This is a genomic window from Amycolatopsis sp. NPDC039088 (assembly GCF_055598845.1).
This window is the reverse complement of the sequence record NZ_JBVKAE010000014.1, coordinates 1-23,182: the sequence shown is the minus strand read 5'-3', so window position 1 is coordinate 23,182 and position 23,182 is coordinate 1. Positions and strand designations below refer to the sequence as shown.

Genomic DNA, 23,182 nt, shown 5'->3' with positions numbered 1-23,182 from the left:
TCCCTAGCGCGCGGCGAATTCCTCCAGCCTCCGCACGACCTCGGCGGGCGACGGCATGGCGGCGATCTCGTGCCGCAGCTTGGCCGCGACCTCACGCACCCGCCGGTCGTCGAGGAGCGTCTTGGCCCGCTCCTCGACGGCGTCCGCGGTGATCTGGTCGCCGACCAGCGCTCGCCCGGCGTTCGCCGCCTCCAGCGATTCGGCGTTGACGAACTGATCCGCGCCCTGCGGCAGCACCAGCTGCGGCACCCCGGCCGACAGCGAGCCGAGTACGGTCCCGGTGCCACCGTGGTGCACCACGAGATCGGCCCGCGGCAGGACTTCGGCCTGCGGCACGAAGCCGGTGACGTGGACGTTCGCGGGTACCTCGCCCACGTCGGCCGGGTCGCCGGGGCCGCGGGCGACCAGGACGTCCACGGGCAGCCGGGAAAGGCCGTCGATCGCCGCGCGCAGCACGTCCATGGCACCGAAGGCGACCGTGCCCAGCGTCAGGTACACCAGCGGCCGGTCGCGACCGTCGAGCCACGACGGAAGGGTGCCGGGTTCGTTCCAGGGCACCGGCCTCAGCCGGAAAAGCGTGGGGATACCCGCCAGTTCCGCGTCGCGGAGGCTGTCCGGCCACAGGTCGATCCCGGCGTCGCCCAGCATCAGGTTCGCGGGGGTCGCGCCGTCCCACAGCGGCGCGAGCCGGTCGGCGGCGGCCGCCATCAGCTCGGCGGGCATCGAGCGGCCGATGACGTGGGACAGCACCGGGATCCCCGCCCGGCGGGCGGCGGTGGCCGCGCCGATGTCGCTCATTTCGTAGACGACCAGATCCGGCCGCAGGTCGGCGAGCAGCGGGGTCAGGTCGGCGATCGTGGCCTGCGGCAGGATCTCGCCGAACATGGCGAGGACGACCTCGATCGGGTCGCTCTCACCGTGTCTCCGGGTCGCCTCGTCACTGGCGGTTTGGATCGATTCGCCGACCTTGTGCGTGTCGAAGCCGAGCGCGCGGACCTTGGCCACGAAGGCTTCACCGGTACCGAAGACCACCTCGTGCCCCGCATCTCGGGCGGCGATCGCGAGCGGCATCAGCGGGTACAGGTGGCCGTAGGCCGGGCGGCACGAGAAGAGGATGCGCACGTGCCCGAACTTACTGGTTTTCCCAAACCCGCGAGGGCAGTTCTTCGCGCACGACGGGGATGACATCGGAGGCGAAGAGCTCCAGGACGTCACGCGCCTCTTCGGACGTCAGCCCGTCGACCGAGACCGCCTGCACCTCGTGCCCGAAGGACGCGTGGTAGTCGCCGATCTTGTCGATCACCTGTTCCGGGCTCCCGACCAGCGCGGAACCATTGGCGATCTTGTCCTCCAGCGTGGTGAACTCCGACTTGTTGTGCCGGTACGCGGGCGTCTTCATCAGCGCCTCGAAGTACGGCCGGTAGCCGTCCAACGCCGCCTGCGAGGTCTTGGCGACATACAGCCCACCAGCCCCCGAGCCGACGAGCGCGTCCGCCGGGTCGTGGCCGTGGTCGACCCACCGCCGCCGGTAGTGGTCGATCAGATCGGCGTACTTCTTCTTGGGGTGGAAGCCGTTCGCGGTGAACAGCGGATCGCCGAACTTCGCCGCCAGTTCGGTCGACTCGGTGCTCGACGCGCTTCCGTGCCAGATCCTCGGCCGCGGGTGGAACGGACGCGGCTGCGTCGTGACGTCCGTCAGCGGCGCGCGGAACTCGCCGTCCCAGGTCACCCCTTCCTCCAGGAAGAGGCGGCGCAGCAAGGCGAACTTCTCGGCCTGGTACTCCCACTGCCGCTCTTCTTCGAGGCCGAACAGCGGGAAGTGCCGGGGATCGTTGCCCTTGCCGATCATCAGTTCCAGCCGTCCGCCGGAAAGCTGGTCCAGCGTCGCGTAGTCCTCGGCGACCCGGACCGGGTCCAGCACACTGATCACGGTCAGCGTGGTCAGCAGCCGGACGCGTTCGGTGCGCTCGGCGATCGCGGCCAGGATCACCGGTGGCGCCGAGGAGAGGAACGGCTCGCCGTGGCGTTCACCGACGCCGTACGCGTCGAACCCCAGTTCCTCGGCGAACACCGCTTCGTCGACGACTCGGCGCAGACGTTCGTGTTGCGTCGGCGTCACCCCGGTCACCGGGTCGGGATGATTCGCGACGAGCGAGAAGAGCCCGAATTTCACCGTGCCTCCAACGGTTTGCGGCCGGGAATCGCGGCGAGCAGCTCCCGGGTGTAGTCCGCGCTCGGCCGGTACAGGACGTCTTGCGCCGGGCCGAGTTCGACGAGTTCGCCACCGCGCAGGACCCCGACGGTGTCCGCGACCTGGCGGACCACCGCGAGGTCGTGCGAGATGAACAGGTAGGTCAACCCGAGTTCTTCCTGGAGATCGACGAGCAGCCGCAGGATCTGCGCCTGCACCGAAACGTCCAGTGCGGAAACGGGTTCGTCGGCGACGATCAGCTCCGGGCGCAGTGCCAGCGCTCGCGCGATCGCCGCCCGCTGACGTTGCCCGCCGGACAGCTCGGCGGGTTTGCGTTTCAGCACCGAGGATGGCAACGCGACCTGGTCGACGAGCTCCGCCGCTCGCGCCCGTCGCTCGGCCTTCGTGCCGACACCGAAAGCCCGCAGGGGTTCGGAGACGACGTCCTCGATGCTGAACTTCGGGTTCAGTGAGGCGTACGGGTTCTGGTACACCAGCTGGAATCGGCGCCGCAGCCGCCGCAGTTCCTCGCCGCGTGACGAGGTGATGTCCTGGCCGTCGAACTCGATGGTGCCGTCGGTCGGGGTCTCCAGGCGCAGGAGCATCCGCGCCGTCGTCGACTTCCCCGAGCCGGATTCGCCGACCAGCGCGAGGGTTCGCCCGCGGGCGATGTCGAACGAGACGCCGTCGACGGCACGGACGGCTCCGAAGGTCTTCCCGAGGTCGCGAACCGAGACGAGGATGTCGGACGACGGCGGCTTCGGTTCCCGCAGCGGCGTATCGGAGAGGCTGGGCGCGGCGGCGAGCAGGTCGCGCGTGTACTTCTCCGACGGGGCGGACAGGATCTCGCCGGTGGTGCCTTCCTCGACGACGCTTCCCTGCGACAGCACGACGACCCGTGAGGCTCGATCCGAGGCGACGCCGAGGTCGTGCGTGATCAGCAAGATCGCGGTGCCCGCTTCCGTGGCCAGTTCTTCGAGGTGGTCGAGGATCTGCCGTTGCACGGTGACGTCGAGCGCGCTGGTCGGCTCGTCGGCGATGATGAGTTTCGGCCGCCCGGCCAGCGCCGCGGCGATCAACGCCCGCTGGCGAAGGCCGCCGGACAGCTCATGCGGATACTGCCGCGCCCGCGCCTCCGGATCGCTGATCCCCGCCTTGCGCAGCAGCTTCATCGCCTCCGTGCCGGCACCGCGCCGGTCCGCCAGGCCGTGGATCAGCAGGACTTCGGCGACCTGGTCGCCGATCCGGTGGACGGGGTTCAGCGAGACCGTCGGGTCCTGTGGCACCAGGGCGATCTCACGCCCGCGCACGGATCGCCAAGCGCGGTCGGACAGCTTGGTGAGATCGCGGCCGTCGAAGGTGATCTCGCCGCGTTCGATCCGGCCGCCGCGCGGGAGCAGGCCGATCGCCGCGTGCGCCGTCGTGCTCTTGCCGGAACCGGACTCGCCGACCACCGCGACGATCTGTCCTTTGTGGATGGACAACTCCACGCCGTCCACCGCGGGCACGTTCTTGTAGGAGACCGCGAGGTCGCGGATGGTCAGCAGTTCGCTCATCGCACGTCTCCTTCGATCGCCCGTGACAGCCGGTTCGCGGACAGCACCACGGCCGCGACGGTCAATCCGGGGAAGGTCGTCATCCACCAGGCGGTGGCCAGGAAGCCGCGCCCGCCCGCCACGAGCGAGCCCCACTCCGGCGTCGGCGGGGTGGCGCCGTAGCCGAGGAAGCTCAGCGCGGACACCTCCAGCACCGCGGTACCGAAGGTGAGCGTCGCCAGCGCGAGAACCGGACCGAGCGCGTTGGGCAGCACGTGCCGTCCGAGCACACCGGTCCAGCGCACGCCACCCGCCCGCGCCGCCTCGACGAACACGCCACTGCGGACGCGCAGCACTTCGGCGCGCATCAGCCGGGCGAACTGCGCGAGGTTGGCGACCCCGACGGCGATCGCGACGTTGGTCGTGCCGAAGCCGAGCGCGGTGACCAGCGCCAGCGAAAGCAGGATGGACGGGATCGCCAGCAGGACGTCGACCCCGCGCATGATCGCCGAATCGAGGGCGCCGCCCCGGAATCCGGCGAGCAGACCCAGCGCGGAACCGGCCGCCAGCGCCACGACGACGGCGATCACCGTCGCCTGCAACGAAAGCGCGGCGCCGTGCACCACACGCGCGAAGATGTCGCGTCCGGTCTCGTCGGTGCCGAACAAATGCGCGAGCGAGGGGCCTTGCATCTTTTCGGCGGGGACACCGGCGAGCGGGTCCTGGCCGGTGAAGAGGCCCGGGACGAGCGCGGCGAGCAAGGCGAACGCGAGAACCGCGACCGCGACCACCAGGCCGGGTCGGCGGGTGCGCACGAGGACGTCAGGCATCGGCCTTCTCCCGGTGTTCGATCCGCGGGTCCAGCAGCGGATACACGAGGTCGACGAGCAGGTTGATCACGACGAACACCAGTGCCGCGAGCACGATCACCGCCTGCACCACCGGGATGTCCTGTGCGGTGACCGCCGCCGACGTCACCCGCCCGAGGCCGTCGCGGGAGAACACCGTCTCGGTGATCACCGAACCGGCGATCAGATTGCCCGCGACCACCCCGGCGATGGTCAGTGTCGGCACCGCGGCGTTGCGCAGTATGTGTCCGAAGTGGACTCTCAACCGGCTGGCCCCTTTCGCCAGCGCGATCTCGGTGTAGGGCTCGGCGAGTTGCGTGCGGAGGCTCTTCGCCAGCACCTGCCCGATGATCGCGCCGGTCGGGATGGCGAGGGTGATCGCGGGCAGGATCAGCGACTCGAAACCGTTCGACCCCAGTGCCGGCACCAGCCTGAGCTGGAAGGAGAAGAACTGGATGAGCAGCAGCCCGACCCAGAACGGCGGCAACGAGATCCCCAGCGGTGGCAGCGCGAGCAGGACGTTGCCCAGCCAGCGATGCCGCGTGTAGGTCCCGGCGATGGCGACGCCGCCGCCGAACAGGATCGCGAGCAGCAGCGCGAATCCGGTGACCGCGAGGGTCGGTGGCAACGCCGAGACGACCATGTTCGTGGCGTCGTCCCCGGTGGCGATCGAGCGGCCGAAGTCGCCATGGAGTGCGGCGACCAGCCGTTTTCCGTACTGCACCGGCAGGGCGTCATCGAGGCCGTATTCCGCCTTCGCCGCGGCGAGTTGTTCCGGTGTCACCGAAATCCCGGCCTCACCTCCGCCCAGTTTCGCGCTGATCGCGTCGCCCGGAAGGAGGTAGAGGATCACGAAGGACACGGTGAACGCGGCCTACAGGACGAAGACCGCCTGAAGGATCCGACGGAGCAGGTACCTGGTCACGAGCCGGACACCCAGGCGTCGAACAGCTGCAGCCGGGACGATGCTTCGAAGCCGATGCCGTGCGCGTTCGGCCCGTGCGCGAGTACCTGGGTCAACTCGAAGACCGGTGCCGAATAGCCGTTCTCGATGATCAACCGCTGCGCCTGCTCGGCCGCGGGCTTCCGTTTCACCGGGTCCACAGTGGACGACTGAGCGTCGAGCGGCGCGTCCAGCGGGTTGCCCGGCGCGAGCTTGCTGCGGTTGTTCGCCTTGGTGGAGAACAGGTTGCGCAGGATGTCCGGATCCGCGCGCGTGGTGTTGTACCAGAGGTACTCGTAGTCGCCACTTTGCGTGATCTGCACGGTTTCAGCGGTGGTGTGCTGTTCGATGCGAAGGTCGAAGCCGATCTTGCGCAGCTGCTGCTGTACGAGTTCGAGCACGCTCTTGTTCTGGTTGAACACCAGGGAGAAGACCACCTTCGCGGTCAGTCGCTGGCCGTTCTTCGTGCGGATCCCGTCGGGACCGGGCACCCAGCCCGCGCTCTCCAGCAACGACGTCGCACCGGCCGGGTCGTAGGCGAGCAGGGCGGAGAGGTCGGCGTGGAACGGCGTGGCGGAGCCGAGAATGCTCGTGGCGGGCTTGTAGTTCGGCGTCAGCACGGTGTTCGTGACCTCGGGCCGGTTGATGCCCTTGACCACCGCCTGGCGGACCTTCTCATCGGTGAGAACGCCCTTGGTGACGTTGGCGTGCAGGTTGAACACGACGCCGGGATTCGGGCGGACGGGTTCGGTGAAGCCGTTGCCGGTGAACTGCGGTTCGTCGACCGGCTGGACGTCGGTGATGGCGTCGAGCTGCGCGGAGGCGAGGCTGCCGGTGCGGACGCCGGGCTCCGGTACGACCTTGTACGCGATCTTGTCGAGGTAGGCCTCGCCCTGGTGCTTGAACAGCGACGAGCCCCAGGCGTAGCCCTTGCGCTTGGCGACGACGATTTCCTGGTTCTGCTTCAGGCTTTCGAAGACGAACGGACCGGAACCGACCAGGCCGTCACCCTGGCAGCGCTGTTCGGCCGTCTTCTTGTACGCGGCAGGTGCGAGGATGCCGAGCGACATCGTCGAGCTGGCCTGCAGGAACTGCGCGCTGGGAACGGAGAACTCGACCCTCACCGTCTTCGGATCGACCACCGTCGTTCCTTTGTAGACGGCCAGATAGCCGGAACCCAGCTGGGATTTCGCGCCGAGCGCCTTGACGCCGTCCAAGCTCGTCTTGACCGCGGCGGCGTCGACGGGGCTGCCGTCGGAGAAGGTCGCACCGTCACGCAGATGGAAGGTGAACGCGGTCGAATCCGCGTTGCTCTCCCATTTTTCGGCCAGCCACGGCTTGATCTCGCCGGTCGTGGGATCCTGATCGGTCAGCGAATCGACCAGCTGGCGGCCGACGTTGAGCGAGGCGTTCGTGCCGACCTGTTGCGGGTCGACGCAGTCCGGGCTCGACGAGATCCCCAACCGCAGTGTGCCGCCGGGTTTGGGCGGTCCGGCGTCGGCGCCCGTCGTCCCGCCCGCCGAGGAGCAGGCGGTGAGAACGAGGGCGGACAAGGCGAAAAGGGTTGTGGCGGCGGTACGGGACACCGGGTGGCCTCCAGCGGGGAACGGGAGCGCTTTTGCTTGCGCCTACCCGATTCACGCTAATCACGGCCTTGAGGCCCGCCCACATACTGAGTTCGGCTCCCAGTCCGCGAAACGTCCCACCTTTCCGCTTGACAGCAAGGAAAGTACGTGAAGGCCCCCTTCATGTACCTAGGTGCAAGGAAGGGGGCCTTCATGTACTCGCGGAGGTCAGCAGCGGTTGAGCATGTCGGTGAGCGCGGTCTTCTCGGCCGACTTGATGGTGAGCTTGTACTTGTACTTCACCGTGGTCCACATCTTCGCGTAGGTGCACCAGTAGCCGACGGTCGGCGGTTTCCAGGCGTCCGGCGACTTGTCGCCCTTCTCCTGGTTGACGTTGTCGGTGACGGCGATCAGCTGCGGCGCGCTGAGGTCGTTCGCGAACGCCTGCCGCTGCGCGGTGGTCCACGACGAGGCCCCGGTGCGCCACGCGGCGGCGAGCGGCACGACGTGGTCGATGTCCACATCGGACGCCGCGGTCCAGGTGGCGCCGTCGTACGGGCTGAACCAGCTGCCGGAGACGGCGGCGCAGCTGCTGTCCTGTTGCACGTTCGTACCGTCCCGCTTGAGCACGACCTCGCGGGTGTTGCAGCTGTTGCCCTGGTCGGACCAGTGCGGGAACTTGTCGCGGCTGTACCCGGTCGACGAGCCGTCGGGCTGGACGGTCAGCCCGGCGAGCTGCGTCTTGGCGGTGTCGGCGGACGGGATGCCCGGCGGGGTCGCTTCGGCGACGCCGACGACACCCGCCGAGACGATCGCCGAGACGGCGAGAACGGTGAAGGAGCGACGAACAGCAAGCGCAGTTGGCATATTGCTGCCTCCGTGTCAGGTTTGGGGACCTGGTCACCTTGAGGGACGGAAATGGCCCACGCAACACCGTCGAGTGACACACTGCTGGACATTTGTGAACGTCGAGTGACCAACACGCTGCGTTTCGTCCTCTTAAGCGGTCCTTGCGTGTGCAACTACCGCATCCAGAGGACTAAATGCGCAGGTCGGGGCCTCGCGACAGCTGGGACGGCCAGCGCGAGGAGGTCGGGGACGCCGCTTGAAAGAGTTTCGGAAAGTCCAGCGGAAGGTTCTGGGCCGATCGGGGGAACGGCCTACATCAGGCCGCGGACCAGCCGGAGATCCTCGGTGTGCCGGTACCAGGTCCACCGGCTCATCGCGCGCGGGTGGATGACGCCGTCGCTGCTCGGCCGGGTCGGGATGCAGCCGAGCTGGAACGCCCGCGCGTACTGCGTCGAGGGCCGTTTGAAGAGCGTCCCCTTGGTCACCCGGACCATCAGACCCGGTCCGCTCGCGTCCGGCTCGACCTCGATCGAGCGCGCCGGTCCACGCAGCACGGTGTGCTCGTCGCAGTAGGCCACTCCGCGCACCATGCCGACCACGCCGCGGCCGACGAGTACGCCGCCGGTGTCGTCCCGGATCAGCGGTACCGGGTCGACCTCGCCGCGCAGCGCGAGCCCGAGGGCGCGCAGCGGCTGGGTCGGGAGGCTCCAGATGCGGGCGACGTCGGAGTCCGGCGACGACGGCACGAAGCCGAGCGACACGCCGGAGAGCTGTTCCTTTCGTAACAGTCGAAGTGCGACCGCCGCGAGATCGGCGTCGGTGCCCGCGACCACGAGATGATCGTGTTCGCCCAGCAAGGGGTCGATATCCGCCTTGCCGGGACGGCTCGGGACGCGCACCATTTCGACGTCGTCGATCTCCGGCAGGGTGGGCTCGCCCGCCGGACAGACCACCACTATTCCGCGCACCCGAAGGCCCTCCGTTACGCTCATGCACCGGCATTTACCAGCGCCAAACCACAAGTCGCCGAACACCTGGAGTGTCACATGCCGGCCATCGTGCTGATCGGGGCCCAATGGGGGGACGAGGGCAAGGGCAAGGCCACCGACCTGCTCGGCGACCGCGTCCAGTGGATCGTGCGTTACCAAGGCGGTAACAACGCGGGCCACACCGTAGTCCTTCCCGACGGGCAGAACTTCGCGCTGCACCTCATCCCGTCCGGGATCCTCACCCCGGGCGTCACCAACGTCATCGGCAACGGCGTCGTCATCGACCCCGCCGTGCTGCTCGACGAGCTCGCCGGGCTGGAGGAGCGCGACGTCGACACCAGCAAGCTGCTCATCTCCGCCGACGCGCACTTGATCATGCCGTACCACGTCGCCATCGATAAGGTCACCGAGCGTTACCTCGGCAGCCGCAAGATCGGCACCACCGGCCGCGGCATCGGCCCCTGCTACCAGGACAAGATCGCCCGCGTCGGCGTCCGCGTGCAGGACCTGCTCGACGAGAAGATCTTCCGGCAGAAGGTCGAATCGGCACTGGAGTTCAAGAACCAGGTGCTGGTCAAGGTCTACAACCGCAAGGCGCTCGACGCCGACCAGGTCGCCGACGAGGTGCTGGCCGCCGGCGAGAAGTTCGCCCACCGCATCGCCGACACGCGGCTGCAGCTCAACCAGGCCCTCGAACGCGGCGAGACCGTGCTGCTCGAAGGCTCGCAGGGCACGCTGCTCGACGTCGACCACGGCACCTACCCGTTCGTGACGTCGTCGAACCCGACGTCCGGCGGCGCCAGCGCGGGTTCGGGCATCGGCCCCGGCAAGATCACCACCGTGCTGGGCATCCTCAAGGCCTACACCACGCGTGTCGGCTCCGGCCCGTTCCCGACCGAGCTGGACGACGAGTCCGGCGAGTACCTGCGCAAGCAGGGCGGCGAGTTCGGCGTCACCACCGGCCGCTCGCGGCGCACCGGCTGGTTCGACGCGGTCATCGCGCGGTACGCGGTGCGGGTCAACGGCATCACCGACTACTTCCTCACCAAGCTGGACGTGCTGTCCGGGCTGGAGAAGGTGCCGGTGTGCGTCGGCTACGAGGTCGACGGCTTCCGTACCTACGACATGCCGATGACGCAGACCGACGTGCACCACGCGCTGCCGATCTACGAAGAGCTGCCGGGCTGGTTCGAGGACATCTCGGGTTGCCGGACCTTCGAGGAGCTGCCCGCGAACGCGCGGGCCTACGTCGAGCGCCTCGAGGAGCTTTCGGGTGCGCGGATCTCGGCGATCGGCGTCGGTCCGGGCCGGGAGCAGACGATCGTGCGGCACGAGTTCGTCTGACGCCCTTACGCGTGAGATGAAAGGTCCTTTCCTTGCAAAATTTGCAAGGAAAGGACCTTTCATTGCGTCTCAGGCGAGCGAAGTCTTCACCGGAGTGGGGTTCCGGAACAAGTCCAAGACCGGGCAGTGCTCGTCCACCTGACGCTTCAGGTCCTCGTAGACCTCCGCCCCGGCGGGCCCGCTCAGCTCGACAGAGACCCGTACATCGCCGAAGCCGGGCCGGGTCGACTCCGAGAACCCGAAGAACCCGTGCAGGTCGATGTCGCCGTCCACGGTCACCTTGACCCCGTCGAGCGGCACCCCGAGTTTCGCCGCCCAGAACTGATACGTGATCACCTGGCACGAACCGAGCGCGGCGAGCGCGTATTCGACCGGGTTGGCCGAGGTGTCGGTGCCGCCCAGCGCGGCGGGTTCGTCGACGGTGAGCGAGTGGTCGCGCACGCGGACGTCCACCTGCGTCGCGGTTCCGGGGATCAGCGCGTTGGCGACACTGAACGAGACGGCGGCGTTGCGCGGGTCGGCGTCGACGGCGGTTTTGGTTCCTTCGATGACATCGGTCAGCGACATCGGGTCACTCCAGGATCGAGGTGTCGGACGCCGCCCAGGGTGGGCCACCACGGGAAACCGTGCGCGTGATCTCAGCTGGTGAGCACCGAAATATCCTTTCGACAGCGCGGTTAGCGTTGAACATGACCATTGGAGTCGCTCTCCCGTCCGGGGATACCGCGGACGCCGTCAACATCGTCGACGAACTCGTCACGCAGACCGCTCAAGCCGCGGACGCGGGCCTGACGTCAGTCTGGTTCTCCCAGCAGATGGAGCACGACGCGATCACCGTCGCGGCTCTCGCGGGCCGAGCCGTCCCGGGAATCACCGTCGGGACCGGCGTCGTCCCGATCTATCCGCGGCATCCCTTGCTGATCACCGGTCTCGCGCAGACGGCGCAGGCCGCCGCCGGGGGCCGGTTCGTCCTCGGCCTCGGAACCGGCGCGAAGAACTGGCTCGAACCGGCGTACGGCATCGAGTACCCGTCGCCGATCAAGCACCTTCGCGAGTACCTCACGATTCTCCGCCAGGTGCTCGACGGCGGCGAAGTCGACTTCCACGGCGAGACCGTCCGGGCACACGCCAAGGGCTTCGCGGCTTCGCTCTCTGTCGCGGGATCTTCGGACATCCCGTTGATCATCGCGGCGATGGGGCGGCAGGCGCTGCGCGTGACCGGCGAACTCGCCGACGGCACGATCCCGTTCCTCGCCGGGCCCAAGGCGCTTTCCGAGCTGATCGTCCCGGAGATCACCAAGGCCGCCGCCGGTCGCCCGGCGCCGCGGATCATCGCGATGGTGCCGGTGGTGGTGACCGACGATCCCGGCGCCGTCCGCGCCATCGTCGACCGGCAGTACGCGTTCTTCCGCGACATCCCCTCCTACCGCGCCGTCTTCGCCGCGCAGGGCGTGGATTCCGCGGGGGAACTGGTGATCGCCGGGGACGAAGAGACCGTCGCCGCCGAGATCAGCCGCTACTTCGACGCCGGGGCGACCGAGGTCGTCGCGACCCAGTCCGGCATCAGGAATTCCGAGGAGCGGCTCCGCACTTGGCGCGTGCTCGGAGACCTCGTGAAGCGCTGAACGACCAGTGGCCTTGCTCACAGCGTTCGGATTGTGCATACTCGTGCGCATTGCGAACACAGCTGGAGGTCTCCATGTCCCCTGCCGCGGCCCGTTCGTGGGTGGTCCCGCTCGCCTGGACGGCGGTACTGCTCGACGGATTCGACCTGGTCGTCCTGGGCACGGTGCTGCCCGCGCTGCTCCGTGACCACGTCTGGGGGCTGACCCCCGGCACGGCGTCGGTGATCTCGACGTTCGGCCTGATCGGGATGATGATCGGCGCGATGGCGATCGGCACGATCACCGATCTCATCGGCAGGCGGAAGGCGCTGATCATCGCGGTCGCCGCCTTCTCGGTGTGCACCGCGCTCTGCGCGATCGCGCCATCGGCGTTCTTCTTCGGGTTGTTCCGCTTCCTCGCCGGACTGGGCCTCGGCGGTTGCCTGCCGACGGCGATCGCGCTCGTCACCGAGTACGCCCGCAAGGGCAAGGGTGGCAGTGCGACCACCACGGTGATGACCGGCTACCACGTCGGCGCGGTGCTCACCGCCCTGCTCGGCATCTGGCTGATCCAGCCGCTCGGCTGGCGCGCGATGTTCGTCGCCGGTGCGCTGCCCGCGCTCGTACTGGTCCCACTGATGGTCAAGTACCTGCCCGAATCGGAGTCCTTCGAACGGGCGCGGGAAACACAGGAGAAGTCCGCGGGGGAGGTCGTCGGCGGGCTGTTCCGTGGCGGTCTGCTGCGGGCCACCCTCGCGTTCTGGGTGACGTCGTTCATGGGACTGCTGCTGGTCTACGGGCTCAACACGTGGCTGCCGGAGATCATGCGGCAGGCCGGATATCCGCTCGGCGCGGCGCTCGGCCTGCTGCTCACGCTGAACCTCGGCGGCGTCGCCGGCCTGCTCGTCGCGGGCCGGGTGGCGGACAAGGTCGGCGTACGGCCGTCGGTGATCTCCTGGTTCCTCGGGGCGGCGGTCTTCCTCGCCCTGCTGAGCGTGAAACTGCCCGCGGCCGGGCTGTACGTCGCCGTGTTCCTCACCGGCGGTTTCGTGTTCAGCGCGCAGGTCCTCGTGTACGCCTACATCGGCAAGACGTATCCGGCCGCCATGCGGGCCACCGGAATCGGCTGGGCGGCGGGGGTCGGCCGGATCGGCGCGATCTGCGGCCCGATCCTCGGTGGTGCCTTGCTGACCGCGGGGATCGCCTACCCCTGGGGCTTCTACGCCTTCGCCGCTGTCGGTGGGCTGGGCGCGGCGGCGGTGACCGGAGTCCGCGCCGGCCGCGCCCAGGAGTCCGCTACCCCAGTTCCTTGAGTTCCCGTTCCACGGCGGCGAGTTCTTCTTCGGAACCCTGCACCTTCGGGCCTGTGAACCACTTGCGTGCCGAGGCGAACCACCACACGGCCGCACCACCGAGAACGACGAGGAAGGCGATCGGCGTGTAGTTGAAACTGTCGATGGTGACCGGTGATCCCTGCGGGAGCATGAACAGGACGAAGATGAAGCAAACCCAGACGGTCGCGATGGTCCCGATGAGCTTGCCCCACCGGCCGAGGTTCCACGGCCCTGGTTCGAAGTCGTCGCCCTTGCGCACCCGCAGGAACACCGGGATCACGTAGGCCACGTAAAGGCCGACGACCGCGATCGAGGTCACCGCCGCGTAGGCGGTCGCGCTCCACAGGTACGGCAGGGCGAGCAGGAGCGCGCCGCCCGCGGCCAGCCACACCGCGTTGGTGGGTGTCTGGGTGCGCTTGTTGATGCGGTGCCAGAGCTTCGAACCCGGGATCGCGCCGTCGCGGGCGAAGGCGTAGATCATCCGCGAGTTCGCGGTGACCGACGCCATCCCGCAGAACAGCTGCGCGCCGATACAGATCAGCAGCAGGAACTTGCCGGTCGTCGCGCCCGTCGCGTCGATGAAGATCTGCGCGGGCGGCACTCCGGTTTCGGAGGCGACGGCGCCGTCGTAGTCCTGGATGGCGAAGGTGAGGCCGATCAGCAGGACCCAGCCCGCGACCAGTGAGACGAGGATCGAGTTGATGATGCCCCGCGGCCCGGCCTTCGCCGCGTTCTTGGTCTCTTCGGTCATATGTGCCGAGGCGTCGTAGCCGGTCAGCGTGTACTGCGCGACGAGCAAGCCGAGTAAGAAGACGTAGACCGGGGACGCCCAGCCTGTGTTGTTCACGAACTCGCCGAAGACGAACGACGCGTCCTGGTGCTTGGCGGGCACGATGATCAGCACCCCGACGATGACCAGCACGCCGACCAGATGCCACCACACGCTGATGCTGTTCAGCAGTGCCACGATCTTGACGCCGAAGGTGTTCAGCAGGCCGTGGATCAGCAGGATGATCGCCAGCAGCAGGATCGTGTGACCCGGCGTCGCCTCAAAGCCGAACTGCAGGTCGAGGAAGGCGTTGAGGAACAGCGCCGCGCCGAAGTCGATCCCGGCGGTGACTGCGATCTGCCCGATGAGGTTGAACCACCCGGTGAACCACGACCAAGCCGCGCCGTTGCGCGGGGCGAGTTTCGCGGCCCAGTAGTAGAGGCCGCCCGCCGTCGGATAGCTGGAGCAGACCTCGGCCATGCCGAGTCCGACGAGGATGACGAACAGGCCCACCAGCGGCCAGCCCCAGATCATCGCGGCCGGCCCGCCGGTCTTCATGCCGAACCCGTAGAGGGTCAGGCAGCCGGAGAGGATCGAGATGATCGTGAAGGAGACGGCGAAGTTGGAGAAGGTCGACATCGTGCGCCGGAGTTCCTGCGCGTAGCCGAGTTGGTGGAGCCGGGCACTGTCTTCGTCTGCGGGTTCAGCGGCCTGCTTGGCTGGGACATCCATCGGGCACCCACTTAAAAGGTATGCGGACAGACCATTGAGATCCGCCGAAATTAGGCCCGCCGACCTGCGCATGTCAAGGTCCCGTCAAGACCTGGCCCCCTCCGGACGCCAGGAAAGGTCCTTTCCTCGCAAATTTCGGAAGGAAAGGACCTTTCCTGGCACTTGAGGGAGGGTCAGCGCCCCTGGAACGCCTTCACGGCCTCCAGTGCCGTGTCCGGGTGGTCGGCGAAGTACCCGTCGACGCCCGCCTTGAGGAACGCCTCCTGCTCGGCGAACGCGTTGCCGTACTCGGCGAGGTTCGCCGACGAGCGCAGGTTCTGCGGCAGGAAGTTGTTCTCGTTGCGGAACGTGTACGGCCCGACCTTCAGCCCGGCCTGGTGCGCGTCGGCGACGAGCCGGGTCGGCTGCCCGAGCGCGCCGTTCACCACCGGGATGACCTGTGCCTTCTCCGGCCCCAGGTAGTCCGCGTACTTCGAGATCTCCTTCAGTCCCGCCGGCGTGACGAGGTCGGCGTACGTCCGCGGGTCGCCCTTCGCGACGAAGTCCGCCGGAGCGCCGGTCGCCGAGGTCAGCTGCAGCAGCGGCACCCGCACCTGCCGCGAAAGCGCGATCAGGTTCGACACCTCGAACGATTGGATGATCACCGGCGCCTTCGGGTGGTTGAGCCCGTTGCGCTTGAGCAGCTCGACCAGCTTCGGCTCGGTCGGGTTCTTGATCGACGAGAAGTACGTCGAGTGCTTGACCTCCGGGTAGGTTCCCAGCTCACGGCGCAGTTCGCGGCCAAGGCGGCGCGTCAGGTCGAGCACCTCCTGGTAGGTGGCGATCCGGTAGCGGCCGTCGTAGATCTTGTTGTTCGGCCGCAGCTGCGGGATCCGCTCGGTCGCGCGCAGGGTCTTCAGCTCGGCGAGGGTGAAGTCCTCGGTGAACCAGCCGGTGAACGACGTGCCGTCGATGACCTTCGTCGTCTTCCGGTTCGCGAACTCGGGGTGCTTCGCGACGTCGGTGGTCCCGCCGATCTCGTTCTCGTGCCGCGCGACCAGCTGGCCGTCCTTCGTGGGCACGAGGTCGACGTCGACCCAGTCGACGCCCTGGCGGTAGGCGAGCTCATACGAGGCGAGCGTGTGCTCCGGGCGGTAGCCGGGCGCGCCGCGGTGTCCGACGATCACCGGCCCATCGTGGCCCTTCGCCAGCGCCGACACATCTTGGGCGCTCGGCTCGGCGGCGCCCGCCAGCCCTGTGACGCTGAGTACGGCGAGTCCGGACAGGGCGAGCACGCCCAGGCGCTTTCGCATGTGGATGACCTCTTTCACTTGAACTCGGGGTACCGCGCAACCCTTGACGCAGGAGGCGTCCAGGCGGCGAAGACGGACCGGCGGAGCGCTGACCGCCGGGTGAACGCCGGATGGAACCACCCGCTCGAGGACGGCGACGTCTTCGTAGCTCACCGGCACGGTTACCCTGTGCGTCGTGCGCGTACTGGTAATCGGGTCCGGCGCCCGTGAGCATGCACTTGTCCTCGCGGTCGCGGAAGACCCTTCCGTCACCGCACTGGCTTGCGCTCCGGGCAATGCCGGCACCTCTTCGGTGGCTGAGCAGCTCGGCGTGGAGGCGGCTGACCCCGAGTCGGTCGCCGCCCTCGCCAAGCAGTGGCAGGCGGATCTGGTGGTGGTCGGCCCGGAAGTCCCGCTGGTGGCCGGGGTCGCCGACGCGGTCCGGAAGGCGGGCATCGCCTGCTTCGGTCCGTCCGCGTCCGCCGCCCGGATCGAGGGCTCGAAGGCGTTCGCGAAGGACGTCATGGCAGCCGCCAACGTGCCGACGGCGCACTGCGAGGTGGTCGACACCCCGGCCCGCCTCGACGCCGCGCTCGCCCGCTTCGGCCCCACCTGGGTGGTCAAGGACGACGGTCTCGCCGCGGGCAAGGGCGTCGTGGTCACCACGGACGTCGACGTCGCCCGCAAGCACGCCCTGATGCTGCTCGACGGTGGTCACCCGGTGCTCCTGGAGTCCTTTTTGGATGGCCCGGAAGCCTCGCTCTTCTGTTTCGTCGACGGCCGCACGGTCGTTCCGCTGCTGCCCGCGCAGGACTTCAAGCGCGTCGGCGACGGCGACGCGGGCCCGAACACCGGCGGCATGGGTGCCTACGCGCCGCTGCCGTGGGCACCGAAGGACCTGGTCGACGACGTCGTCGCACGGATCGTCCAGCCCGTGGTCGACGAACTCGACAACCGCGGCGCCACCTTCTCCGGCCTGCTCTACGCCGGTCTCGCGCTGACTTCCGAAGGCCCGCAGGTCATCGAGTTCAACTGCCGCTTCGGCGACCCGGAGACCCAGGTCGTCCTGGCGCTGCTGCGCAGCCCGCTCGGCAAGGTCCTGCACGCGACGGCGACCGGCAAGCTCGCCGAGCTGCCGCCGCTGGACTGGGACTCCGGCGCGGCGGTCACCGTCGTCATCGCCGCCGACGGCTACCCCGGCAAGCCGAGGACGGGCGACGTCATCACCGGCGGCGAGATCGAAGGCGTGCTGCACGCCGGCACCCGCCGCCGCGACGACGGCGCCGTGGTCTCCTCCGGCGGCCGTGTGCTTTCGGTCGTCGGCACCGGCAAGAACCTGAAGGCCGCTCGCAAGAACGCGTACGCGACGGTCGAGAAGGTCCACCTGGCAGGCTCGCACCACCGCACCGACATCGCCCTGCTCGCCGCCAAGGGAGAGATCGCCACCCCGGTCTCGTGAACTTCGGACGGAACCGTTCCGCTCCCTGGCGCGTCCAACCCGGTATTTCCTGCAAAGCTTAGGCAGCCGATACATCCGCGTTGGTAGCCTCAGGCAGGACGAACGGTCACCGTGCGCAATGTCCAAGGGGTGGGGAATGGCAGCATCGAGCAAGGTCCAAGACCTCGCGTCGGCGGTTCCGGCGCCGCCGTCGGTGGCCGACATCAGGGTCGATCCGTCGAAACTGCTCGAAGTGGCGAAGATCGTCGAAGAGCAGGTCGACGCACTCCAGGACAAACTCCTGACGCGGCTCGACCAGCTGCGGATCGACACTCCGGCCGACGACACCGTGAGCGTGCACGCGACCAGCGTCTGGAACGAGCTCGTGGCCGACGGCGACACCTCGTACGCCGCGCAGGTCCGGGCGTATGTCGCCGGACTGCGGGGGCTGGTCAAGCAGCTCCGCACGGCGGCGAAGGAGTACAAGACCAGCGACGCCGACAAGGCCGCGGCGTTCGGGGACCGCGGTGCGCACCCGGCGTGACGGCCGTGCGCTGGTGTTCGGCGGGGTGCTGACCTTGGCGCTGGCCGGCTGCACCACGGACACGGGCGGGCAGCCGTTTCCCAACGAACCGGCGCTGGCTTCGGCCACGCGGGACGCCAAAGCGTCCGCACTTCCCACCAGGCCGGCCGAGCTGAGCCTGCAGGGCGTCGACCCGTGCGCCCTGCTGGCCGCTCCGCAGCTCGACCAGCTCAAGATCAACAGCGAACCCCGCGCGGCCGCGGAACCAATCGACGGCCCGACCTGCGTCTTCGACTCGGACGCCGTGGAGCCCTTCCACACCTATTACGTCCGCACGGTCACCGCGGACGTGGAAGAGTGGATCACCGGCAAGCGCCGCAAGAACAGCATGACGACCGAACCGAAGGCGATCGGCGGGTTTCCCGCCATCACGAACTATCGCGACGCCGGGCAACCGGGCGACTGCGAGACGCTCGTGGGTGTCGCCCGAGGACAGACGCTGGCGGTGCGGGCCATCACCGTCACCGCCGGCGCCTTCACCATGCCGCAGCTGTGCGAGATGTCCGCGCAGGCGGCCGATCTGGCTTTGCAGACCTTGAAAGCACGCAACTAGGGAGGGCGCCGTGAACGTTTCCGACCTCGCGGGCAAGCTCCGCGATCTCCGGTTCGACGGCTACACCGACACCGGGATCGCGACCGAGATCGAGCGCTTCCGCAGCGGTGACGGCACCGGAAGCATCGGCACCGCCGTCGACGCGCTGAAGGCCGTCGCGTCCGCGCTCGCCGACACCGACAAGACGTTGCGTGACGAGCTGGGCAAGCTCGGCGTGGAATGGCAGAGCGAGGCGGGTGGCGCCGCCGGACAGGTGTTCACCGAGCAGGCCGGTTTCTCCCAGGACGCGAACTCGAAGGTCTCGCACTCCGCGGAGATGATCTTCGCCCAGGGTGAGGCCTTCAACCGCACACTGCACAAGCTCCCGGATCCGGAAGTGGTCCGGAAGGGCGCCGGCGGGTTGACCCTCGGCGACGTCGTGCTGAGCCTCATCGGCTTCGAGACCGACCACGCCAAGAGCGTCAACGCGGCGGGCAACGCGCGGGCACAGGCGCAGGAGGCGTTGAACGACTACGCCAAGACGAGTGGCGAGAACCTGCTGTCGACCGACACGCTGGCCGACCCGCAGTCGATGAACCTGACCCAGAACACGACCGCGGCCGGGGTCGGTGGCGGTTCCGGCACGCTCGACCTCGCGGGTACGGCCACCGAGCTGACCCCCGACGGCAGCGTCCGGCCCGCGTCGGCCGCCGTCGAGTCGAAGTACGTGCCGCCGCCGGTCGCGCAGCCCATCAGCAACCCGAAGGCGCCTTCGTACGACGCGCCGACTCCCGCCTACGGTGTCGCCGTCGGCGGAGGCGGAGTGGCCAGGAAGACCGCTTCCTCCACGTCGTACGGCGGTGCCACGGCACCCGCGGCCGCCGCGCCGACGACGCCGTCCGGCACCTCCCGGCCCGCACCCGCCCCTGGCGGCGGCTGGGTGACCCCGAACCGGCCCGGCCCGCAGCCCGAACCGGGCAGGCCGTCGTATCCGACCACCGGCTCGCCCGCTTCCCCGCCGTTCGTCCCGCCGGGTGCGCCGAACCTGCCGCCTCCGGGCTCCACCTACGTTCCCCCTGGCCAGTCCACCGGAAGCCTGCCGCCGAACAGCAGCTCCACGTCGGCGCTGCCGCCGGGCAAGTCGTTCGGCACCGGCCCCGGTGCCGACGGCGCCCTCGGCAAGGGCCCCGGCTCCAGCTCCGGCCCCGGTGTCTTCGGCGGCGTCGGCGGTGGTGCGGGCGGCGGGGACCAGGCGCTCGGCAAGGGCCGCTCGGTCGGCTCCGGACCGCAGGCACCCCTGGCCACCGGCAACGAGTCCGGCCGCGGCTTCCCCGCTGTCCCGAAGATCACCGGTCCGGCCGCGGGCGACCTGGGTGCCGGTGCCGCCGCGCTCGGCGCCGGTGTCGCCGGTGGTGCGCTGAGTGGCGACAAGGAACGCGATCGCCGTCCGCGTCAGGAAGGCGGCGGCAAGCCGACCCGTCAGCTGCCGATCGGCGAGCTTCCCGAAGAGGAGGCCATGCGGCGTTCGGAGAAGATCGGCGCGAAGCAGCCGAAGACCGAGCCGAAGTTCATGGAGCGCGCGGCCACCCAGGACGTCGAAGAGGACGCGGAGCACATCCGCCGTTTCGGCGTCGACGACAAGGATCTGTTCACCGACGAGCGCATGGTTTCGCCCGACGTGATCGGTGAACACGGCAACCGGGAAGCGCGCTGAACCTGTGCCGAACGACACCGGCAGCCTCGTGCTGTCCGCACTCGAGTTCGAGATGCTCTGGGAAGCCGAACGGCTGCCCCGCCGCCATGTCGCACTCGACGTGCCGAGCCCCGGAACGACCCATACGGAGCGGGCCGCACTGATCGAAGAGGCCTGGGAATCCCTGCGCGCGCGAGGCCTCGCGCGGGGACACCAGGCGTCGGGCGAGCTGGTCGACATGCTGAACCTGTTCGCGCACCCCCGGGTCGCGATCGACGTCTGGGTGTGGACCGACCGCGAGATCAAGGGGCAGGCCGTCAGCGTCGGCAACCAGGCGCTGCTCGGCGTCATCGACTCAGGCCAGGTGTGGCTGATCCCCGCCCGCGAAAGCTCCCTCGCCGAGGCCGCCGTCTCGGTCGCGGGCGATCTCGCCCCCGGCGTCGGCCAGTCGATCAGCATCCCGCACGACGTCCTCCGCGACGCCGACGCCGCCGCCCGCGGCGACGCGAAAGCACTGGTCACCTCCCTCGAAGACCTGGATGTCCCGCTGTGGCAGGCCCAGGAACTGGCGGGCATGCTGCTCGGACAGGAGGCACGCGGCCAGTTCGGCGTCGAACGCGCGGGCCGGGACGGCCGTCCCCGCCGCGCGGACAGCGTGGTCGCCTTCTACGACACGGACGCGGGGCGCTATCTGTTCCAGGTCGCGCGCAACCGCGACGGGCGGGATTGGGCGACCATCACCCCGGCGGACAACCAGCTGCTGGCGACGCGGATCCGGGAAGTCGCCGATTTCTGACTTGCCCGATTCGGCTGTTTCGCGAAGTCGATATCGGCGGGGTGGAAGTTGGCGTGGATACGCACACGGCCCGCTGTCGAGGTCTTACAGTATGCGCGGGAACCGTCCTGATCGGCTGCGCGTCTGATCGGACGGATACGAGTTTTCCGTGAAGGGGATGACGAACCGTGCCTGTGTACGACCCGGATTCCATGGGGATCGCCGCCGGTCAGGTGGAGAAGCTCAAGGACGAGTTCGAGAAGACCAAAAAAGGCGTCACCGGCATGGATGACGAGAAGGAAAACCCCTTCGGCGGAGTGGACGAGCACGGTGACGCGCACGGTGCCGTCGGCAAGTTCAAACAAGGGGTCCACAACGAATTCGATTCGGCCGGTCAGTTGATGGAGGCCACGGCCTTCGTGCTGCGCAAGGCGGCGGGGTTGATCAAAGAGACCGAAGAGGTCCACGTGGACAACCTGAAGGTGCACGGAGACCTGTGACGATTCGCCAGGCCTGGGGGCCGGATACCAAGGGGGCTTGAGCAGTGGGTTTGAACAACGTCGGCGCCGGCACGCCGGACGGCTGGGATGGACTCGTCAAGAAGGCCGACCAGGTCGCCAAGGTGAACCTGGAAGCCATTCACAACGCTTCGGTCCAGTTCAAGACGGCCGCCGACAACGCGGGTGACCACAGCGCGGCGCTCTCGCGTTCGACCGAAGCGTTGAACAGCGGCGTTTGGGTCGGTCCCGCCGCGGACGCCTTCTTCGATTACGTCAAGTCGATCACCAAGGCGGGTCAGAACGTCGAAGCCCAACTGGGCAAGGTCGTCGACGACCTCGATCGTGTCCACACCGATCTCGGCAACATCAAGACCCAGGTCGCTGACGCCTACAAGGGCGCCGAAGAAGCGGTCAACAAACGGAACACCAAGGCGGAGACGGACAAGAACGCGGCGATCCAGGCCGCCGCGCAGGCCGAGAAGGACCACAAGCCGGCGCCGAGTCCGTCGGCCGCCGAGATCATCCAGCAGGCGAAAACCGACATCAACAAGATCACCAGCGACGCGGACACCCGGGTCAAGGGCCTGCTCGATCAGGCCAACCAGATGATCCAGAAGTCGCAAGAGCTGATGAAGAAGGACATCGAGGGCGGCTACTCGAAGGTCCCGATGCCGGGCAAGGACGGCACCGTCCCCAAACGCACCGGTGGTCTCCACACCGGTGGTGGTGGTGGCGGAGGCGGCGGTGGCGGTGGGGGCGGCGGCCTCGGACCGAGCGGCGGTCCGCCGTCGACGACGCCGCCCGGCAACGTGCAGCAGTGGATCCAGGAAGCCATCAAGATCCTGCAGGCCAACGGGATCCCGGTGACCGAGGCGGATATCCAGAAGATCTGGACGATCATCGAGAAGGAGTCCGGCGGTAACCCCAACGCCATCAACAACTGGGACTCCAACGCGGCGAAGGGCACCCCGTCCAAGGGGCTGATGCAGTGCATCGACCCGACCTTCAACGCGCACAAGCTTCCCGGGCACGACGACATCTACAACCCGGTCGACAACATCATCGCGGGCGTGCGGTACACGTTCTCGCGGTACGGCGGCTTCGAGGGGCACCCGGGTCTGAAGTCCATGGCCGGTGGCGGCGGCTACCAGGGCTACTAAGGACACCATTCCGATCGGAGTGTCCGTGAAGGCCTCGTTCCCTACTCTCAGGGCAGGGTCCCGGCAAAGTCGCATAACTACTGGTCGACCCACCTCTATAGCGGGACAAGGGGAAGGTTTCGTGGCAGACCCGGCGGGAGCGGGCTCACGCAAGGGGCCTCGCCGGGCCCTTGACTGTCCACAAGGGACACTTTTTGAAACGATCGTGCCCGATTTGGGCGAAGAGCCCGGTATAGCGAGGTGGTCGTGAGTGATTTGGGTCGTTCTAACCCTCATTATCACTCACGACCCCGCGCGGAAACGTGCATAGCGTCATCAATCGGACACTCAATCGCCCGGCGATGTCCCTTGTGGACACTGAAGCCCCGCCGGTGTCCGGAATCAGGCCTGCCCACCTCGACTTTGCCGGGCCCCTACTCTCAGGGCAGGGTTCCGGCAAAGTCGGGATCGTGCAGGTCGGTGACCTCTTGGTCATGGCGCAGGCCGACGTCTATGAAGGAATTGGGACGTTGAGTGGCCCAATTCCT

Annotated in this window: 21 protein-coding genes; 10 read left to right on the top strand and 11 right to left on the bottom strand. The window is 68.3% G+C overall.

What is annotated here, in order from left to right:
* Positions 1 to 3: 3 nt before the first annotated feature.
* From ACZ7KI_RS19320 to ACZ7KI_RS19285, 8 genes are all read right to left on the bottom strand, one after another.
* Positions 4 to 1,122 carry a glycosyltransferase gene (locus tag ACZ7KI_RS19320; RefSeq protein ID WP_470274489.1) on the bottom strand — a complete coding sequence of 373 codons (1,119 nt, stop codon included), beginning with the start codon at positions 1,120 to 1,122 and terminating at the stop codon, positions 4 to 6.
* Between the two features lie 10 nt (positions 1,123 to 1,132).
* Entirely contained in the window at positions 1,133 to 2,173 is a 1,041-nt protein-coding gene (locus ACZ7KI_RS19315) for an LLM class flavin-dependent oxidoreductase (RefSeq protein ID WP_470274488.1), read from the bottom strand.
* Positions 2,170 to 3,747, bottom strand: a complete 1,578-nt coding sequence (locus ACZ7KI_RS19310) for a dipeptide ABC transporter ATP-binding protein (protein ID WP_470274487.1) — start codon at positions 3,745 to 3,747, stop codon at positions 2,170 to 2,172. Before ACZ7KI_RS19310 ends, ACZ7KI_RS19315 begins: the two co-directional genes overlap by 4 nt.
* Entirely contained in the window at positions 3,744 to 4,556 is an 813-nt protein-coding gene (locus ACZ7KI_RS19305) for an ABC transporter permease (protein WP_044853508.1), read from the bottom strand. Before ACZ7KI_RS19305 ends, ACZ7KI_RS19310 begins: the two co-directional genes overlap by 4 nt.
* Entirely contained in the window at positions 4,549 to 5,436 is an 888-nt protein-coding gene (locus ACZ7KI_RS19300) for an ABC transporter permease (protein ID WP_470274486.1), read from the bottom strand. Before ACZ7KI_RS19300 ends, ACZ7KI_RS19305 begins: the two co-directional genes overlap by 8 nt.
* Positions 5,437 to 5,495: 59 nt before the next feature.
* Entirely contained in the window at positions 5,496 to 7,103 is a 1,608-nt protein-coding gene (locus tag ACZ7KI_RS19295) for an ABC transporter substrate-binding protein (RefSeq protein WP_470274485.1), read from the bottom strand.
* 207 nt (positions 7,104 to 7,310) lie between these two features.
* Complete coding sequence (locus ACZ7KI_RS19290) at positions 7,311 to 7,949, bottom strand: GmrSD restriction endonuclease domain-containing protein (RefSeq protein WP_470274484.1); 639 nt, start codon at positions 7,947 to 7,949, stop codon at positions 7,311 to 7,313.
* A 293-nt stretch (positions 7,950 to 8,242) separates the two neighbouring features.
* A complete protein-coding gene (locus tag ACZ7KI_RS19285) occupies positions 8,243 to 8,923 on the bottom strand; it encodes a hypothetical protein (RefSeq protein WP_470274483.1) in 681 nt (226 codons plus the stop codon).
* A gap of 54 nt (positions 8,924 to 8,977) precedes the next feature.
* Here ACZ7KI_RS19285 and ACZ7KI_RS19280 point away from each other — a divergent pair, with 54 nt between their 5' ends.
* Entirely contained in the window at positions 8,978 to 10,264 is a 1,287-nt protein-coding gene (locus tag ACZ7KI_RS19280; protein WP_037306069.1) for an adenylosuccinate synthase, read from the top strand.
* A 69-nt stretch (positions 10,265 to 10,333) separates the two neighbouring features.
* On the opposite strand, the gene ACZ7KI_RS19275 is transcribed toward ACZ7KI_RS19280, so the two are convergent.
* Positions 10,334 to 10,831, bottom strand: coding sequence for an OsmC family protein (locus ACZ7KI_RS19275; protein ID WP_470274482.1), 498 nt, complete (start codon positions 10,829 to 10,831; stop codon positions 10,334 to 10,336).
* A gap of 122 nt (positions 10,832 to 10,953) precedes the next feature.
* Between ACZ7KI_RS19275 and ACZ7KI_RS19270 the strand changes: the two genes are divergently transcribed.
* Both ACZ7KI_RS19270 and ACZ7KI_RS19265 read left to right on the top strand, forming a co-directional pair.
* Complete coding sequence (locus ACZ7KI_RS19270) at positions 10,954 to 11,889, top strand: TIGR03564 family F420-dependent LLM class oxidoreductase (protein ID WP_470274481.1); 936 nt, start codon at positions 10,954 to 10,956, stop codon at positions 11,887 to 11,889.
* Between the two features lie 74 nt (positions 11,890 to 11,963).
* Positions 11,964 to 13,181, top strand: coding sequence for an MFS transporter (locus tag ACZ7KI_RS19265; protein WP_470274480.1), 1,218 nt, complete (start codon positions 11,964 to 11,966; stop codon positions 13,179 to 13,181).
* On the opposite strand, the gene ACZ7KI_RS19260 is transcribed toward ACZ7KI_RS19265, so the two are convergent.
* Together ACZ7KI_RS19260 and ACZ7KI_RS19255 are read right to left on the bottom strand one after the other, a co-directional pair.
* On the bottom strand, positions 13,165 to 14,703 hold the full coding sequence (locus ACZ7KI_RS19260) for an amino acid permease (protein ID WP_470274479.1): 1,539 nt from the start codon (positions 14,701 to 14,703) through the stop codon (positions 13,165 to 13,167). The genes ACZ7KI_RS19265 and ACZ7KI_RS19260 overlap by 17 nt on opposite strands.
* Positions 14,704 to 14,876: 173 nt before the next feature.
* Positions 14,877 to 15,995 carry a glycerophosphodiester phosphodiesterase gene (locus tag ACZ7KI_RS19255; protein ID WP_470274478.1) on the bottom strand — a complete coding sequence of 373 codons (1,119 nt, stop codon included), beginning with the start codon at positions 15,993 to 15,995 and terminating at the stop codon, positions 14,877 to 14,879.
* A gap of 175 nt (positions 15,996 to 16,170) precedes the next feature.
* On the opposite strand from ACZ7KI_RS19255, the gene purD reads away from it, so the two are divergent.
* The 7 genes from purD (at position 16,171) to ACZ7KI_RS19220 (ending at position 22,655) form a co-directional block, all read left to right on the top strand.
* Positions 16,171 to 17,433 (top strand): phosphoribosylamine--glycine ligase, encoded by a 1,263-nt coding sequence (gene purD, locus ACZ7KI_RS19250; RefSeq protein ID WP_470274477.1) that lies wholly within the window; start codon positions 16,171 to 16,173, stop codon positions 17,431 to 17,433.
* A gap of 136 nt (positions 17,434 to 17,569) precedes the next feature.
* Positions 17,570 to 17,956 carry a hypothetical protein gene (locus ACZ7KI_RS19245; protein WP_470274476.1) on the top strand — a complete coding sequence of 129 codons (387 nt, stop codon included), beginning with the start codon at positions 17,570 to 17,572 and terminating at the stop codon, positions 17,954 to 17,956.
* The gene (locus ACZ7KI_RS19240) at positions 17,940 to 18,548 is read left to right on the top strand and encodes a DUF3558 domain-containing protein (protein ID WP_470274475.1); all 609 of its coding nucleotides are present in this window, start codon (positions 17,940 to 17,942) and stop codon (positions 18,546 to 18,548) included. Before ACZ7KI_RS19245 ends, ACZ7KI_RS19240 begins: the two co-directional genes overlap by 17 nt.
* Positions 18,549 to 18,558: 10 nt before the next feature.
* Positions 18,559 to 20,241 carry a PPE domain-containing protein gene (locus tag ACZ7KI_RS19235; protein ID WP_470274474.1) on the top strand — a complete coding sequence of 561 codons (1,683 nt, stop codon included), beginning with the start codon at positions 18,559 to 18,561 and terminating at the stop codon, positions 20,239 to 20,241.
* 4 nt (positions 20,242 to 20,245) lie between these two features.
* Positions 20,246 to 21,016 carry an ESX secretion-associated protein EspG gene (locus tag ACZ7KI_RS19230; RefSeq protein WP_470274473.1) on the top strand — a complete coding sequence of 257 codons (771 nt, stop codon included), beginning with the start codon at positions 20,246 to 20,248 and terminating at the stop codon, positions 21,014 to 21,016.
* Positions 21,017 to 21,183: 167 nt separating this feature from the next.
* Positions 21,184 to 21,495, top strand: coding sequence for a hypothetical protein (locus ACZ7KI_RS19225; RefSeq protein ID WP_470274472.1), 312 nt, complete (start codon positions 21,184 to 21,186; stop codon positions 21,493 to 21,495).
* Positions 21,496 to 21,539: 44 nt separating this feature from the next.
* Complete coding sequence (locus tag ACZ7KI_RS19220) at positions 21,540 to 22,655, top strand: transglycosylase SLT domain-containing protein (RefSeq protein ID WP_470274471.1); 1,116 nt, start codon at positions 21,540 to 21,542, stop codon at positions 22,653 to 22,655.
* Positions 22,656 to 23,182: the final 527 nt, after the last annotated feature.